Here is a 15593-nt window from a genome sequence, read left to right as displayed (position 1 = left end):
CCTTTTTTAGTCATGAAAAATCCCCTCCAAGTAATAGTGTAACATCCATGTATGTACATGGTCTTTTTACACTGTCTACTTAAAGGGGATAATATCATATAGAGGTCCTTTTTTGTTTATTTAATGTATGTTATTAAATACAGCAGTTAACTCTATCTTGGTAAGTTTATTTCCTTCCACTCAAAATCATTGCATTTCCAAGTACTTTTTTGTTCAACAAGATCTTTGGCAATTTTATTTCTTCAGCAAGTTCATTACTATTCAGTTCAGATACGCCGAGTTTCTCCAGGTCATTTAAAAGCTCTTTTTCATCCCCAAATATTTTTTCATCCATAAACAAATCTATGAAGACAAATTCACCACCAGGTTTTAACACTCTTAATGACTCTTTAATTACTTCAGATTTATTCTCTCTATCTTTTACTTCATGAAATGTTAGACAACTTACAATCCTATCAAATTCACCATCATTGAAAGGGAGTTCTGCAGCACTTGCTTTCAAAAAAACAATTCTATCAGAGACCCCTTCTATTTCAGCATTCTGTTGGCATTGAGCTTTTGAATATTCCCAATTCCCGCCCCAATAATCAATTCCAGTTAAAAAGGACTTAGGAAAAGTCTTTGCCAGTTTAATAATCAGTGAACCACTGCCGGTTCCTATATCTAGTATTTTTCCTTCTCCATCCGAATTTACCTTAGTAACAATTAAATCATGTATTTTCGACTGATAATTCCCTCCAAATGCTGAGAATTGGTAAACAGAATAAGAAAGTATAAATGCTATATAAATAAACGGCAATGCTATCATCCCTGACAAGGCTCGCACATAAAAATTAATAGGCAATAATGCTATCAAGAGAAGCCCGAGTAAAATTACTAAAAAAATAAATAGTTTGTAAATCCGAATCCAAGTTTGATATTTAGCTTTTGTTTTCAAGTTATCTGCCTTCCTTATAAAATCTATTTTTATCTATTATAAATGAAATTAATGACGTTTACTTATATTTTGCATATTGCATATATTGAAACTCTCACGGTAATGAATTGGTAATCTCAGAAACATGGATTGCTATTTTATTAGACGCTCCTGAAAATATACTTGTCATTTTAGGTGCAATTTCTTTATATCAGTTCACAAAAAAATCAACCGAAAAAAACACATCTATTTAGATGTGTTTTTTGTTGACTTAAAATAAATCTCGATTAATATTTACGACATCTGAAACAACTGTGCAAGCTGTAAATGTAATGATTGCCGTACCAGCTTTTCTGATGAATTATTTTTATTTATGTAATAAGACGGTTTAAATACTGTAAAAAAATTATTCTTTTCATGCATATGTATGTACATTTTTTTATTTATTAGTTATATTATGGGTATTGAATGATTACGAAGATAATCTATCGCTTATATAAACACTTGTATATTTATATCCGTGAAAACTACAAAATGTATAAAATTCCATTTGTCAAATGAATTTAATGCGGAAGGAGGTTTGTGGTTACTTCATCGGGATATAATAATCGGTTTTATTGAACTGATAAAAATACAGGAGGCGACATGATGTTTCGTACGATTTCAAACTTTATGAGAGTAGCTGAAATAAGAAACAAAATTCTTTTTACACTAGCGATGTTAATTGTTTTTCGAATTGGCACGTTTATTCCAGTTCCTCACACTAACGCAGAGGTATTAAAAGTACAAGATCAGGCCAACGTTTTAGGCATGCTGAACGTATTTGGCGGAGGAGCACTGCAACACTTCTCAATCTTTGCTGTAGGTATCACACCATATATTACAGCTTCTATCATTGTACAATTACTACAAATGGACGTTGTACCTAAATTTACAGAATGGGCAAAGCAAGGAGAAATGGGCCGCAAGAAATCAGCTCAATTTACTCGATACTTTACAATCATTCTCGCATTCATACAAGCCATTGGGATGTCTTATGGCTTTAATAATATAGCAGGTGGACAATTAATAACGGATCCAAGTTGGACTACATACTTATTTATTGCGACAGTATTAACTGCTGGTACTGCATTTTTACTTTGGTTAGGTGAACAAATCACCGCTAATGGCGTTGGTAATGGAATCTCAATGATTATCTTCGCAGGACTTGTTGCAGCTATCCCAAATGTTGCAAATCAAATTTATTTACAACAATTCCAAAACGCAGGCGATCAGTTATTTATGCACATTATAAAAATGGTCTTAATTGGACTTGTTATTTTAGCGATTGTTGTTGGTGTTATTTACATCCAACAAGCAGTTCGAAAAATACCGATTCAATATGCAAAAGCTGTTTCAGGAAACAATCAATATCAAGGAGCAAAAAATACTCATTTACCTCTTAAAGTAAATAGTGCAGGTGTAATTCCTGTTATCTTTGCTTCTGCCTTTTTAATGACGCCGCGTACAATTGCGCAGCTCTTCCCTGATTCAAGCGTATCTAAATGGATAATTGCGAATCTTGATTTTGCACATCCATTTGGAATGACACTTTATGTGGGTCTTATCGTTGCTTTCACATATTTCTATGCATTCATTCAAGTGAACCCTGAACAAATGGCTGAGAATTTGAAAAAGCAAAATGGATACGTACCTGGTATTCGTCCAGGTAAATCTACAGAACAGTATGTAACAAAAATTTTATATCGCTTAACATTTATTGGTGCCATTTTCTTAGGCGCAATTTCAATATTACCGCTCGTATTCACGAAAATCGCAACATTACCACCTTCTGCCCAAATCGGTGGCACAAGCTTACTTATCATCGTAGGTGTAGCATTAGAAACGATGAAGACGCTCGAAAGTCAGCTTGTGAAACAGCATTATAAAGGATTTATTAAAAAAGTAAATTAATTATGAAAACACACTAGAAGTCCCAATAGCGACCTAGTGTGTTTTTATTATAAAAACTTATTATTATGGAGGTTTTGTCTTATGAGTCAAAGAATTGCCTACTATGATATTTCGCCTGATAGTATGAAAATTATGATGGATATGGAGAAATACACGAAGAAATCCTCAATTAATCGTGCTGTTAGAGAGCTTATAAAAATTAGAGTCTCTCAAATTAATGGTTGTGCTTATTGTATCGATATGCATACTTCTGACGCCCGAAAATTAGGTGAAACCGAGCAAAGAATTTATTGCTTAAATGCTTGGGATGATTGTGATTTTTATACTCCTGAAGAAAAAGTTGCTCTGGAACTATCGGAGCATATTACTCTCATTCCTACTAAAAGAGTTCCTGAAAACCTATACAACCGAGTACGTGAATACTTTGACGAAAAACAATATGTTGATCTTGTGTTAATCATTAATCAAATAAACAGTTGGAATCGAATTTCTATTGCGATGGGCAATACCGTAATAAAAAAATAACATTCATCCACCAAACAATATGCGATCGATTTAATTAAGTGTAAAATTAAATATAGACTATATAAAAACACAGTTGGTTATTTCCCCCACTGTGTTTTTGATTTTACTATCTCTAATCTGTATTCTAATGTGCTAATCATTTTCTTCTAAAGTTTGAATACGTTTTCCCTGTTTTCCACATCATTAATCTTTAACTACATCTCTTTTTTTAACAACCTTCCTTGCTTGAAATAAACTCCAAGTGTAGTACGATTTGCTAAAAACACACCAATCAAGATTAAACAAGCACCAATTCCCATTGTAGGATTTAATGGTTCTCCTAATACAAAATAACCTACAATAACAGCGATTAACGGCGATACATATAACCACGTTGATGGAAATACAGGATTTGTTTTTGATAAAAGCCAGTAATATAAACCGTGTCCACCGATAGAACCTACAAATATGAGATATAAAATTGGCCATTGTACATTCCAAGATGTTAAAATCCTTAGATTAGGCTGTTCCATTACGATAGATACAATTAACAACAAAACTCCTCCATAAAACATTTGAATGCCGTTAATGAGAAATGGTGATATGTCAGGTAAATCTGAAAGTATTTCTTTTGAACGAATAGAACCTATTCCATAAAACAACTCCCCTACTAATATAACAAGGCAAGCGATACTCCATATGAATGTAAGTTTTTGATGCATTCCAGGTAAAGAAATGCAAAAAACACCTAGGAGTGCTATAACTAAAGCGACAAGTTGTTCTTTTTGCAATTTTGTTTTATTTCTCTTTGATTGCAATAGCAAGATCATCATTGGACCCGTAGCAGATAAAACTGCAGCTAATCCAGAAGAAATATATTGTTCAGCCCAGTAAAGGGTCGCAAATGTCATAAATGTTAAACAAAAACCAGCATATATAATACGTTTCGATAATAAGTAAGGCATAATATCCTTTCGCTTTAATTTAAAAATAATAATGAGAATAAGGCCCGCCAAAAAGAAACGAATTCCAGCTGAAAATAATGGTGGTGCGCCCGCTTCTATTCCAATTTTTATCGTTAAAAATGTCGTTCCAAAAATAATACATACTAAAATATAATTTAAAATGACCATTTTTCTTCCTCCTTTTTACTCTTGAAACGAGTATAGAGGATATGGTGTATAACAGTGTATCAACGCATATAACAGTTGAATAAAAATATAGTTGATTGCCAGAATGTTTTTCGCTTTAATTAAATTAAAAAGAAAAACAGGTGATTCTATGAAGATAGTACTGCGTAAAGAATCCAACATACCATATTACCAACAAATATATATGCAAATTGTTGAGAGAATTCAAAGCGGGATGCTTTCACATGGCGATTACCTCCCTTCTTTACGTTCTATGGCCGATGATTTGCAAATTAGTTTATTAACTGTTCGTAAAGCTTATAAACAGTTAGAAACAAAAGGTTATATACGAATTGAACAAGGAAAAGGTGCCTATATACATAAACGTGTGAATAAAGATTTCAAACCAATTCCGTATCAATGGCAACAAACGAAATCCATTAATGTTATGCGTTCTCAATATGTAATGAACCAACACCGTAAATATTTCGATTTTTCACAGGCGGTTCTTTATCCACGTTTATTACCAAATCCGTTTCTTTCAGATGAAATGCAGAAATTACTTAATAAGGATCAAATGATATTAGCAACTTACGGACCTGTTCAAGGTGATAAAGAACTTAGAGTAGAAATAACAAACTACTTAAAAGAACACCAACAATTAGATACAGATCCATCTCAATTATTAATTACAAGTGGTGCCCAACAAGGAATTGATTTAATCGCTCAAACATTATTAAAGCCCGGAGACTTAGTGTTAGTAGAAAGTCCATGTTATGGAGCGGCGCTTGATGTATTTGTTAATAAAGGCGTTCAAATTATCCCTGTTAGTCTCGACAATAATGGAATTCGCTCAGATTTAATCGATGATATTTGTCAAAGAAAACATCCTGTTTTGTTATATGTGAATCCTACTTTTCAGAATCCAACGGGCACAGTAATGAGTAAAGAAAGAAGAATGGAGCTTGTAGAACTAGCAGAGTTATATCAGTTTTTTATAATTGAAGATGATTCTTTCGGAGAAATATATTTTGAGAATGCTATAGTACCTCCCACCATAAAAAGCTTTGATACAAATGGTCACGTTATATATTTAAAAGGATTTAGTAAAACGTTAGCGCCAGGTCTTCGCATTGCAGCGCTAGCAGCTGAAGGTCATATCTTTGAATGGTTATATGCAGTGAAAGCCTCGATGGATATTGGTAGCCCTTTATTAACGCAGAAAGCACTACTTCCTTTTTTACGAGCGGAACGAATGAAAAATCATTTAGAAAAATTACGTACAGCTTTACAAATTAGACGCGATTTAACAATTGATATATTATCTCCATTAAAAGAATTAGAATTTGAAATACCTAATGGAGGATTTAACTTATGGATTACACTCCCTCAGTTAATCGATCCTTTTACATTATTACAAAAAGCGAATGAAGTAGATGTTTCTTTTTTACCCGGCACAGCTTGTCTGTTAAACCATGAAACTCAATATAATCATTTACGAATTAGTTATTCAATGTTAAATGAAAAAGATATGTTGATTGGATTAGAAAGATTACATGATACAATTGCCAAGTTTAAATCAATGATTTAAACTCCAAAACAACAACTAACCTCTTATTCACACAATAAAAAACCAACACTTTAAAATTTTATTAAAAGTCAAGATATAAGCTGAACCTATTATTAATAGTGAATTCTTATCTAATGTCATACATTATATGTATAAAAATTAAAAGGATAGAAGAGCTTGAATAAATTCGCCCTTTCTATCCTCTTTTTAACCACAAATGACTAATCATAGCGGACTTCGCTGTCAACAGAACCCGTATTGCTCTATTGCTATGCTCAAACTTCTTTTTATTACTACTTGTTCAATAAGAGGTGTTTTCTTCCTGTATAAAATTTATTTTATAGGGAATTCATTATACTTATTAAAACAACAACCTGATATAGACAAAGCCAAAGAATAAACATAATGGACTATAGAACCAAGTGTCGTATCTAGCAAACTGAGAGTGTTTAATTTTTTTGAAAAATCCAACAAACTTAAAATCACCAATTGCCCTAATAATGAAAACTAAAGCACAAACAATACTTCCGATTTTAGATAAACTATTTGCTTGGAACCCCTGCAAATAACCTACTTGAACAACAATAATGACACTAGCTAGTAGAATAAGAATGGCAATGAATAATGTTCCCCATATTCTCGGAGTAAAAGCGGGCTTATGTTCTCCCTCTTTTACTGGGATAACAGCGGCAGAACCCCATCGACCTCCAAAAGCCCAATAAATATGCATACAACTGATAAAACACAGAAGCACTACAGCTACTAATGTTAATAGTATTTTCATTTATTCGCCCCCAATGTCGTAACTTCAAAAATAACATACACTACCGTATGTTACAGTAAAAATTTTGTCCCTTCAGGTTTTATAACCATATTAGGGACATTTATTATCGAATAATCAATTATGCCTCAGCATAATTGCGTCCGGAAGCTTTACTTCTTTCAGTCGATGTTTGGACACCCGCTGAAAGAAGTTAAAAGCCCAACCATTTTATCAATATCAAAATTAGGATTTGCTTCAAACCTTGTCATCCATCCTACATACGTTAAATAGGCAAGTCTCGCTCGATCAATTGATTCAGTTTCGTCTATGCCCATTTTTTGATACAATTTTGCAACACAAGAAATTCTTTGTTCTTCTATATCTACTAAGCGTGTTGCCACAACAGGATCATATTTAGCCCAAGCATAAATACCATTCTCAATTTTTTTATCTCGATTAAAACTAATCTGTAATAGCTGTTCTAAAGAGGAATCCTGTTGCTCCATACTTTGAACAATCAGCTTTGTTGCATGTACTTCCCAAAAGTCGAGCATAGAATCTAAAAGCTCTTGATGGTCACGAAAATAGTGATAGAAGCTTCCTTTGCTTATTTTTAGCAATCGAGCAAGTGCTTCAATGCGAACTTTATGTATCCCTTCATTAGCTAATTGTTGTAATCCTACTTTTATCCAGTCTTCCCTCGTTAATTGCATATCATCTCTCCAATAAAATACGGTAGCGTATGTTTTACGTTAGGTTACTACTATTCTCATTTTTTGTCAATTATTCATTCTGTATATTTTTTGAACTTTAATGTTGTTAATCATAATATTGATCGTTATCACCCTTGGTAAAATACAAGCACATACTAAATCAAATAGATTTTCTGTTTTGTTCAGTAAAATACCTTCCTCTGTAAATTCCAAGAAAATTCGGATGGTCCACAGCCTAAAACCCCTGAAGAAGCAGTTAGACCACTAAATTTTTCTGTATATTATTTTAAGTCATATTAGCTTCACATGTATAAGGGATATATCAATGATTTTGTTGGTCAAGTATACAAACAATATAACATTCATGTAATAGAATATACTATATTACACGAAAGGAGATAGCGATATTTGGAATTAAAAAAATTTATTGATCCCCTTCCGATTCCCTCTGCAATAAAACCTAAAGGAACATATAAAGGTAAGCCGTTTTATGATGTACGTATGATTGAAACGCTACACAAGTTTCATAGTGATTTACCAAAGACGAAAGTATGGGGTTATAATGGAATGGTACCTGGTCCAACGTTTGAGGTAAAAAAAAATCATCCTGTATATGTGAGATGGTCAAACGATTTACCTGAAAAACACTTCTTACCTGTTGATACAACCGTTCACGGGGCGCATGATAACCCAGAAGTACGGACTGTTGTACATTTACATGGAAGCCCAAGTGAACCAGATAGCGATGGTCATCCTGAAGCATGGTTTACAAAAAACTTTCAACAAACAGGACCTAGTTTCGTAAAAGAGATTTATCATTATACGAATCGAGAACGAGCAACTGCCCTTTGGTATCATGATCATGCACTTGGGATTACTCGTTTAAATGTATATGCGGGTCTTGCAGGACTTTACTTGATTCGTGATAAAGAAGAAAAATCACTACCTCTTCCTAAGGGAAAATACGAAATACCGCTTATCGTTCAAGATAAATCTTTTAATCCGGACGGTTCCCTATTTTATCCTGCTCAACCAGAAGACCCATCACCAGGTTTACCATACCCTTCTATTGTTCCTCTATTTTTAGGAAATACAATTGCAGTTAACGGGAAAGTATGGCCATTTTTAAAAGTGGAGCCCCGCAAATATAGATTTCGTTTATTAAACGCTTCTAATACTCGCACATACAAGTTCCAATTAAGTGACCTTAGCTCATTCTTTTTAATAGGAACTGATGGAGGCCTTCTTAAACGGCCGATTAAAGTACAAAGTTTAGATGTTTCACCAGCAGAGCGTATTGACATTATTATTGATTTTTCAAGGTTTGAAGGAAAAAAAGTAGTTTTACAAAATGGAATTGATTTAGATAATCCAACTGGTGAGATAATGGAGTTCCAAGTAACGAAACGATTATCCTGCCCAGATAAAAGTAAAATCCCATGCAAATTAAGTAACATTGACTTTACTCCATTAGAAAAAGTAAACGTAAAAAAAGTAAGACGATTAACATTAAATGACTCAGAGGATGAATTTGGGCGGCTTATGCTTTTATTAGATGATAAAGAATGGACCGATCCCGTGACAGAAACACCTTTACTTAATTCTGTTGAAATATGGGAGTTAGTAAATTTGACCGTTGGGATTCATCCTATTCATATGCATCTAGTTAATTTTCGAGTTCTTGATCGTCATGACTTGAATGGAAACTTATTAGCCCCTCTCCCAGCTGATTTCGGTTTAAAAGATACCGTGCTAGTAGCAGGTGAACAAACTGTCCGAATCATAATGAAGTTTGAGCCCTATTCTGGAGATTATGTATGGCATTGTCATCGTTTAGAGCATGAAGACCATGACATGATGAGACCGTTAAAAATCATACCTTCCAATCTTAATAGACACAAATTAAATTGATAGATACATTAGATAACACGAAAGTCCCTTCAGGATTACTGAAGAGACTTTTACATGTTTGAGAAAAGTACAGGAAGTGCTTTTCAGTCTACAACTATTTTTTAAGATTGTATTGCTCTAGAAGCTTTTCTAACATTTCCAAAGTAACTGGTTGTGCCTTAGTAGTTAGTTGGTATCCAATCCGTCCGTTCGTTTCTACGGTTGCTTGTTGTAAATTCTTAATTTCATGTATACCTTTTTCTCTCAGATGCATAAATAATTGTTGTTCTGACATTTTTGCACGTAATAAATTCTTTTTTAAAACTTCTCCGTTTTCTATAACAATAATGCTAGTTCCATTTAGAAACTTTTCTACTTTTCGTGATTTCAATTCAAAAAAATGAATGATAAGTAAAACACTCGCAAAAATAAACGCAGCAAAAATAGATGGGACTACTTTCCTACTTAATATAGGTTCTACAATAATACGACCTATAGAAACAACAATAATAATTTCAGCTCTAGTCATTTGGCTAACAGATTTACTACCTGTCAATTTTAAAACAATAATTCCAGTGAGGATTAAAATAATGCTTTCAAAAAGTATATTCATTACAGCCCAACCCTTTAATACTGAATGTTACTAGTATTCCCATTAAAGGATTTTTATGATATTTCACACACTCTTCAAATCTTTAAACTCTTCAGACCAAGTTGTTACTTTACTACCAACTTGAATAACTTCACCATAACTTTCATATCCAGTTTCTCTCGGATATAAAGGATTAACATCTGAGAAATGGTTTAATGTAACTTACGATTCAGACAAGAATTTAATAAAATAAGTAATTGCCCAAATGGAAGTCGCGAATTGAGTGACAAAATACATTGTCCATTCGAAAAAAGTCAGTTTTCTCTCTCGTTTAATCTTCTTTAAGTATCTGTAAAATATTAATGTACTCAAAAACATAAGTAACAAAGATAATTGTTGTAAATCATCGACTATACGTACCGCCATAGACTCCATCACCCTCCTATTCAAAATAAAAACTATACTTTAAGGATATCATTGATTTGGTAATAATTTCCTATTTTTTAAATAGAATTTAAATAATATTTCATGCGATATATGTGTAGAGATAATAAAGTTGTTTAATTTTGCTCTTAGAATTACTTCAGTTGTAAAATGACAGTACAGTTATTTAATTTTAGAACCTAAAATAAGCATAACCCCGTTCTGATTTTAAGAAGGGGTTAAAAATAATATTAATTAAATTTGATTAGTGTTGCACCCTATGCCTCGTTGTTCAGCAGCAAGGTTCACGCTTTTTCATTCGAAATCAGCACATCTAAATAGTGCTGATTGTACATAATGCCTACTATGTTTCCGAAGGGATCGACTACGGAAGCGGTGATGAATCCCACACCACGCTCTGTAGGTGTCTCATACTCTTTTGCTCCCATAGACAGCAGCTTATTGAAAGTTGCTGTTACATCATCAACATGCCAGTACACTATAGCGCCAGTTGAGCCGGTCACTGAACCAGCTGGCGCATAACGGCTATCGATTAAACCTAGCTCGTGTTGGTAGTCGCCAATGCGAAATTCGGCATATCCTGGACGTTCAAAGTATGGTTCGCTTCCTAATAGGTCAGCATACCATTTCTTCGCAGCTGCTAGATCATCTGTCCAAAAACTAACTGTGGTTAGCCCTCTTAATGTCTGTGTATCGCTCATAATCGATCTCCTCCATAATGTTGAGTAATACTTCCACATACTAAACGAAATAACACCTTCTTAATTACCTTTAATTCACATATAAATAACCCATTCTCTTATTCATATTCAAGAAAATGCCCTTTTAATGGCATATCATGAACGTAACAATTTTTTTGTAATTAAACAATAATATTGTGAATCAACAAGAGCAATACATACAAACAAGGCTATTCTATTCAAAACAAGCCCTCTCATAATTATTATTCTTTTTTAAACTGAAAATCCACACGGTTCATTCGTTTTATTTCCCCAATTACTTTGCCAATCCCTTCTTCAATCTTTTCTTCTTTTACATTAGATACATTTAACTTTAACAATCTCTCTTTATGAAAGTTACTTAAATAATTTTTATTAATAGAATCTATGCTTATTTGACTCTTGCTTAAATTTTTAATAAATGTGTCCGTGACTATATTTCTTTTCAACTGTAAACAAGTGTGTATCCCAATTGGATCTACTGTTCTATAAGTAAACAAATGTGGGTTTTCATTTTGAACACCTTCTACTACTTCCGCTAGTTTTTTTGACCTATTGTAATAAGATGCTTTTATTTTATGTTTATGCCGATCAAACATACCGCTCTTTATATAAATTTCTAAAGCAGCTTGCGAAATCATAGGACTATCGATATCTAATATCTTCTTATACTTATAAAAGGCATCTGCAATAGATTGCGGAATGACTGCAACACCGACTCGTAAGCCTGGAAAGATAATCTTCGAATAACTTTTTAAATATATAACATGATTACAATTATCTTGGCTGTAAAACGGATCTACTTTTGAATCAGTTTCTAAATCTGCTAAATAGTCGTCTTCCACTATAAATACATTATATTTCTTCGCGAGTTGAATAATCTTCTCTCTATCTTTTTTAGAATACGAAGTTCCAAGTGGATGATGAAATCTTGGAGTTGTATAAAAGAATTTAATTTTTTCTGTTCTGAATATCCTCTCTAGTTCATTTAAATCTATCCCTTCATGCGTACGCTTAATTCCGATTACAGGAATGTTATTTGTTTCTACATATTCAATATATAAATGGTAACTTGGCTGTTCAATTAGTATCGTGCTATGTTCATTTGGAAATGGTATAGAAGTTAATATAGCAAGTGCTTGTTGCACGCCTGATGTGATAAAGATATTTTCTTCTTTTGTAAAGACTTGATAGTTTGCCAGTTGTTTTTGAATGACTGGAATTAATGATGGTAAACCCTTCGGTGTTCCGTATACAAACAAATCATTTTTATATGTATCAATTGCCTTATTAATACAATGTTGAAAATCTAAGTATGGAAAAACATCTGGATCTGGTGCTGAGGAAGCAAAATCAATCATCTCGTTATTTTCTATGTAACTCCCAGATTTCTTAACAACGTAGTATCCACTTTGAGGTACAGAATAAATAATATGACGCTTTTCTAATTCATGCAGTGCACGAATAACTGTCGCCTTATTACATTCATATTTCGTAACAAGTGCACGTATAGACGGTAATTTCTTTCCTTCTTTTATCTCTCCATTTTGAATCATACTTTCTAAATCGTTTAAAACATGTAAATACTTATACATCATTACCACCCCAATATTTAATTTGTACCGGTACAGTTTGTATTTGTTCACATTGTAGCACTAGATCAGAAAGATTACTATGTACGTATACTGGCCAGTAAAAAATTAACTACTATGAGGTGAAATTATGAAAAATACAACAAAAGCATATTTATCAGCGTTACTCTATTCTTTAATTATTGGATTTTCATTTATGTTTGTGAAACTAGCACTAACCATTACGAGCCCTCTTGATACTCTGGCTCATCGTTTTACAGTTGCTTTCATCGCAGCAAGTATTCCGGTTATTTTCGGTTTCGTAAAGCTAAATATATCATTCAAAAACATACTTGCCCTTTTACCACTCGCAATATTTTATCCAGCACTATTCTTTGCTTTCCAAGCATTTGGTCTAGTATATACAAGTTCATCTGAAGCTGGAATTATACAGGCTGCTATCCCTATATTTACAATGATACTCGCTTCCTATTTTTCAAAAGAATATACGAATACATGGCAAAAAACATCTGTATTCATTTCTGTCATCGGTGTCATTTATATATTTATCATGAATGGTATCGGGGCTCATGAAACGAACTTCATCGGCGTTATTCTCATTTTATTATCGGCATTATCATCTGCTTGCTACAATGTATTAGCTCGAAAAATGACAAAGAAATTCAAGCTAATGGATTTAACATACACAATGACAGCAATCGGTTTTATTAGTTTTAATTTCATCGCGATCATTGACCATATGAACAAAGGAACAATAACTGTATACTTTAAGCCATTTACAAATGGAACATTCCTTATCTCCATTTTATATTTAGGATTACTATCTTCCTTACTGACAGCATTGTTATTAAACTATTCATTATCTTATATTGAAGCAGCTAAAATAAGTGTTTTTAGTAACTTATCTACACTTATTACCATTATCGCAGGCGTTGTATTCTTACACGAGCAAATCGCATACTATCATATTATCGGTACACTTTTGATTGTCCTTGGAGTAGTAGGTACAAACTTTTTGGGTAAAAAAGGAATTATAGCGAAAAAGAAGAATACCTCCTTAAGTAAATAAAAAGTGAGGGGTAAATAATGCAGAACTCTAATACGATCGATATCCGTAATATACATGAGCTAGAAAACGAATTGTCTACTTTATTAAGTAAACCCATTTCTTCAGGCGAAGATTTAAAAAATTGGCTGAAAATACAGTCGAAATTAATATGGGAAATCGAAGAACAATTAAGATCACACTATATTGACTTTCAATGTAATACAGATAGCAAAGAAATAAAAGATACGTTTGAATATGATCAACAATATGTAAGGCCTCTCTTAAAACGTTATCAAAATTTATTTGATAATAAATACTTAGAATCACCTTTTCGAATGCAACTTGATCCAAAAACTTATAGCTTACTAGATAAAAAAATAAAGAATGCGCAAACATTATTTTGTGAAAAGAACATTGATTTAGAAGTAAAAGAAGACAAATTAGTAACCGAATACTTCGAAATTACAGGCAGTTTGACTGCACTATGGGATGGCGAAGAAAAAACAATTACTGAACTACAGTCTTACTTACAAAATCCGAATCGTGATATACGAAAAAAAGCAAAAACGCTCATTTCTGAAAAATTCTTATCGGTTGAAAATAATTTACAACATATTTTAAATGAATTAATTGCAATCCGTCACCAAAAGGCAAAAAACATTCAATTAAATAATTATCGTGATTATATGTTTAAAAAATATGAACGTTTTGATTATACGGCTGATGATTGCTATGAACTTGCAGAATCCGTTCGTAAATACGTTGTGCCACTTATTGATAATATATTTAATGAGAAAAAAGCTGAACTTCAAGTAGATACACTTCGTCCGTGGGATCTAAAAGCAGCCGCACCAAATCAAAAAGTATTAAAACCCATTGAAGACGAGAGTGATTTAATCGAAAAAAGTTCTCATATTTTACAAAAACTAGACCCAGAATTTTCTGCATTATTGAGCCGTATGCATAAAAATGATTGCTTAGATTTAGAAAGTCGTAAAGGAAAAGCACCTGGAGGATTTTGCGAACACTTACCTGCTTCTCAATTATCTTTTATTTTTATGAATCTCAATCATACACATTATGATGTTACTACTTTCCTCCATGAAATGGGCCATAGTATTCATAATGAATGTATGAAGCAGCTAGAGCTACAAAAATATTTAGAAATCCCTTCAGAATCAGCTGAGCTAGCCAGCATGACAATGGAATTGTTTTCGATGGAGTATTGGGATACATTTTATGAGAATACAGAAGAATTTATAAAAGCAAAATTAGATTTCTTTAAAGATATTGTTAAGTATTTACCACAAATGCTTATCGTTGATCAATTTCAACATTGGATGTATGAAAATCCAAATCATACTGCTAAAGAAAGAAATGAAAAATATTTAGAATTACATAACACTTATCAATCGAATGTGGTAAATATTGAAGGTTATGAAAACTGGATAGCAACTGGCTGGTTACCTGTACTACACATTTTCGAAATACCATTCTACTATATCGAATATGCAATCGCGCAACTTGGTGCACTACAAATGTATAAACAATATAAAGAGAATCCTAAACAGGCACTACAAAATTATAAAAAAGCTTTATCTCTAGGTAGCTCTAAATCCTTAACAGAAGTATATGAAGCAGCTGGAATTCGTTTTGATTTTTCTAGTGAGACAATAAAAGACTTAATGGCATTTGTAGAAGAGGAATTGGAATTACTTGAACGGATATAAGTAGAAAGATGTACCTATCAGGTGCATCT

General features: G+C 32.8%; 14 protein-coding genes and 1 pseudogene. 7 read left to right on the top strand and 8 right to left on the bottom strand.

The features are described 5' to 3' along the window. Positions 1–166: 166 nt before the first annotated feature. Entirely contained in the window at positions 167–937 is a 771-nt protein-coding gene (locus BWGOE10_RS12375) for a class I SAM-dependent methyltransferase (protein ID WP_070142875.1), read from the bottom strand. Positions 938–1029: 92 nt separating this feature from the next. Between BWGOE10_RS12375 and BWGOE10_RS32435 the strand changes: the two are divergent. From BWGOE10_RS32435 to BWGOE10_RS12365, 3 genes and pseudogenes are all read left to right on the top strand, one after another. Further along, positions 1030–1170, top strand: a pseudogene (locus BWGOE10_RS32435) (DUF3937 family protein); the annotation flags it as partial. Between the two features lie 394 nt (positions 1171–1564). Continuing rightward, the gene (gene secY, locus BWGOE10_RS12370; protein WP_070142873.1) at positions 1565–2869 is read left to right on the top strand and encodes a preprotein translocase subunit SecY; all 1305 of its coding nucleotides are present in this window, start codon (positions 1565–1567) and stop codon (positions 2867–2869) included. An 81-nt stretch (positions 2870–2950) separates the two neighbouring features. Then, on the top strand, positions 2951–3394 hold the full coding sequence (locus tag BWGOE10_RS12365) for a carboxymuconolactone decarboxylase family protein (protein ID WP_070142871.1): 444 nt from the start codon (positions 2951–2953) through the stop codon (positions 3392–3394). A 194-nt stretch (positions 3395–3588) separates the two neighbouring features. Here the strand turns inward: BWGOE10_RS12365 and BWGOE10_RS12360 are convergent, their stop codons facing one another. Further along, the gene (locus tag BWGOE10_RS12360) at positions 3589–4506 is read right to left on the bottom strand and encodes a DMT family transporter (RefSeq protein WP_070142869.1); all 918 of its coding nucleotides are present in this window, start codon (positions 4504–4506) and stop codon (positions 3589–3591) included. 148 nt (positions 4507–4654) lie between these two features. Between BWGOE10_RS12360 and BWGOE10_RS12355 the strand changes: the two genes are divergently transcribed. Then, positions 4655–6094, top strand: a complete 1440-nt coding sequence (locus BWGOE10_RS12355; protein ID WP_070142891.1) for a PLP-dependent aminotransferase family protein — start codon at positions 4655–4657, stop codon at positions 6092–6094. 340 nt (positions 6095–6434) lie between these two features. Here the strand turns inward: BWGOE10_RS12355 and BWGOE10_RS12350 are convergent, their stop codons facing one another. Together BWGOE10_RS12350 and BWGOE10_RS12345 are read right to left on the bottom strand one after the other, a co-directional pair. Further along, positions 6435–6857, bottom strand: coding sequence for a DUF3995 domain-containing protein (locus BWGOE10_RS12350; RefSeq protein ID WP_070142867.1), 423 nt, complete (start codon positions 6855–6857; stop codon positions 6435–6437). Between the two features lie 158 nt (positions 6858–7015). After that, positions 7016–7549, bottom strand: a complete 534-nt coding sequence (locus BWGOE10_RS12345; protein WP_070142865.1) for a TetR/AcrR family transcriptional regulator — start codon at positions 7547–7549, stop codon at positions 7016–7018. Between the two features lie 408 nt (positions 7550–7957). On the opposite strand from BWGOE10_RS12345, the gene BWGOE10_RS12340 reads away from it, so the two are divergent. After that, complete coding sequence (locus tag BWGOE10_RS12340) at positions 7958–9460, top strand: multicopper oxidase family protein (RefSeq protein WP_070142863.1); 1503 nt, start codon at positions 7958–7960, stop codon at positions 9458–9460. Positions 9461–9554: 94 nt separating this feature from the next. Here the strand turns inward: BWGOE10_RS12340 and BWGOE10_RS12335 are convergent, their stop codons facing one another. From BWGOE10_RS12335 to BWGOE10_RS12320, 4 genes are all read right to left on the bottom strand, one after another. Continuing rightward, positions 9555–10052 (bottom strand): DUF421 domain-containing protein, encoded by a 498-nt coding sequence (locus BWGOE10_RS12335; RefSeq protein WP_070142861.1) that lies wholly within the window; start codon positions 10050–10052, stop codon positions 9555–9557. 201 nt (positions 10053–10253) lie between these two features. After that, positions 10254–10457: a hypothetical protein gene (locus tag BWGOE10_RS12330; protein WP_002119629.1), complete on the bottom strand. Its 204-nt coding sequence runs from the start codon at positions 10455–10457 to the stop codon at positions 10254–10256. Positions 10458–10759: 302 nt separating this feature from the next. Next, positions 10760–11176, bottom strand: coding sequence for a VOC family protein (locus BWGOE10_RS12325; RefSeq protein ID WP_070142860.1), 417 nt, complete (start codon positions 11174–11176; stop codon positions 10760–10762). A gap of 242 nt (positions 11177–11418) precedes the next feature. Then, the gene (locus BWGOE10_RS12320; RefSeq protein WP_070142858.1) at positions 11419–12789 is read right to left on the bottom strand and encodes a PLP-dependent aminotransferase family protein; all 1371 of its coding nucleotides are present in this window, start codon (positions 12787–12789) and stop codon (positions 11419–11421) included. Between the two features lie 127 nt (positions 12790–12916). Between BWGOE10_RS12320 and BWGOE10_RS12315 the strand changes: the two genes are divergently transcribed. Next, positions 12917–13855, top strand: a complete 939-nt coding sequence (locus BWGOE10_RS12315) for a DMT family transporter (RefSeq protein ID WP_070142856.1) — start codon at positions 12917–12919, stop codon at positions 13853–13855. Positions 13856–13872: 17 nt separating this feature from the next. Then, a complete protein-coding gene (locus BWGOE10_RS12310; RefSeq protein ID WP_070142854.1) occupies positions 13873–15564 on the top strand; it encodes a M3 family oligoendopeptidase in 1692 nt (563 codons plus the stop codon). Positions 15565–15593 lie beyond the last annotated feature (29 nt).

The sequence above is a fragment of the Bacillus mycoides genome (assembly GCF_001757995.1).
Taxonomy (GTDB): domain Bacteria; phylum Bacillota; class Bacilli; order Bacillales; family Bacillaceae_G; genus Bacillus_A; species Bacillus_A mycoides_B.
This window is presented reverse-complemented; position numbering and strand designations above follow the sequence as displayed.

Coding starts and splice junctions, on each gene's coding strand:
- BWGOE10_RS12365 (WP_070142871.1), top strand. CDS start 2,951: ATGAGTCAAAGAATTGCCTACTATGATATTTCGCCTGATAGTATGAAA.
- BWGOE10_RS12335 (WP_070142861.1), bottom strand. CDS start 10,052: ATGAATATACTTTTTGAAAGCATTATTTTAATCCTCACTGGAATTATT.
- BWGOE10_RS12320 (WP_070142858.1), bottom strand. CDS start 12,789: ATGTATAAGTATTTACATGTTTTAAACGATTTAGAAAGTATGATTCAA.
- BWGOE10_RS12355 (WP_070142891.1), top strand. CDS start 4,655: ATGAAGATAGTACTGCGTAAAGAATCCAACATACCATATTACCAACAA.
- BWGOE10_RS12345 (WP_070142865.1), bottom strand. CDS start 7,549: ATGCAATTAACGAGGGAAGACTGGATAAAAGTAGGATTACAACAATTA.
- BWGOE10_RS12315 (WP_070142856.1), top strand. CDS start 12,917: ATGAAAAATACAACAAAAGCATATTTATCAGCGTTACTCTATTCTTTA.
- BWGOE10_RS12350 (WP_070142867.1), bottom strand. CDS start 6,857: ATGAAAATACTATTAACATTAGTAGCTGTAGTGCTTCTGTGTTTTATC.
- secY (WP_070142873.1), top strand. CDS start 1,565: ATGTTTCGTACGATTTCAAACTTTATGAGAGTAGCTGAAATAAGAAAC.
- BWGOE10_RS12310 (WP_070142854.1), top strand. CDS start 13,873: ATGCAGAACTCTAATACGATCGATATCCGTAATATACATGAGCTAGAA.
- BWGOE10_RS12330 (WP_002119629.1), bottom strand. CDS start 10,457: ATGGCGGTACGTATAGTCGATGATTTACAACAATTATCTTTGTTACTT.
- BWGOE10_RS12360 (WP_070142869.1), bottom strand. CDS start 4,506: ATGGTCATTTTAAATTATATTTTAGTATGTATTATTTTTGGAACGACA.
- BWGOE10_RS12325 (WP_070142860.1), bottom strand. CDS start 11,176: ATGAGCGATACACAGACATTAAGAGGGCTAACCACAGTTAGTTTTTGG.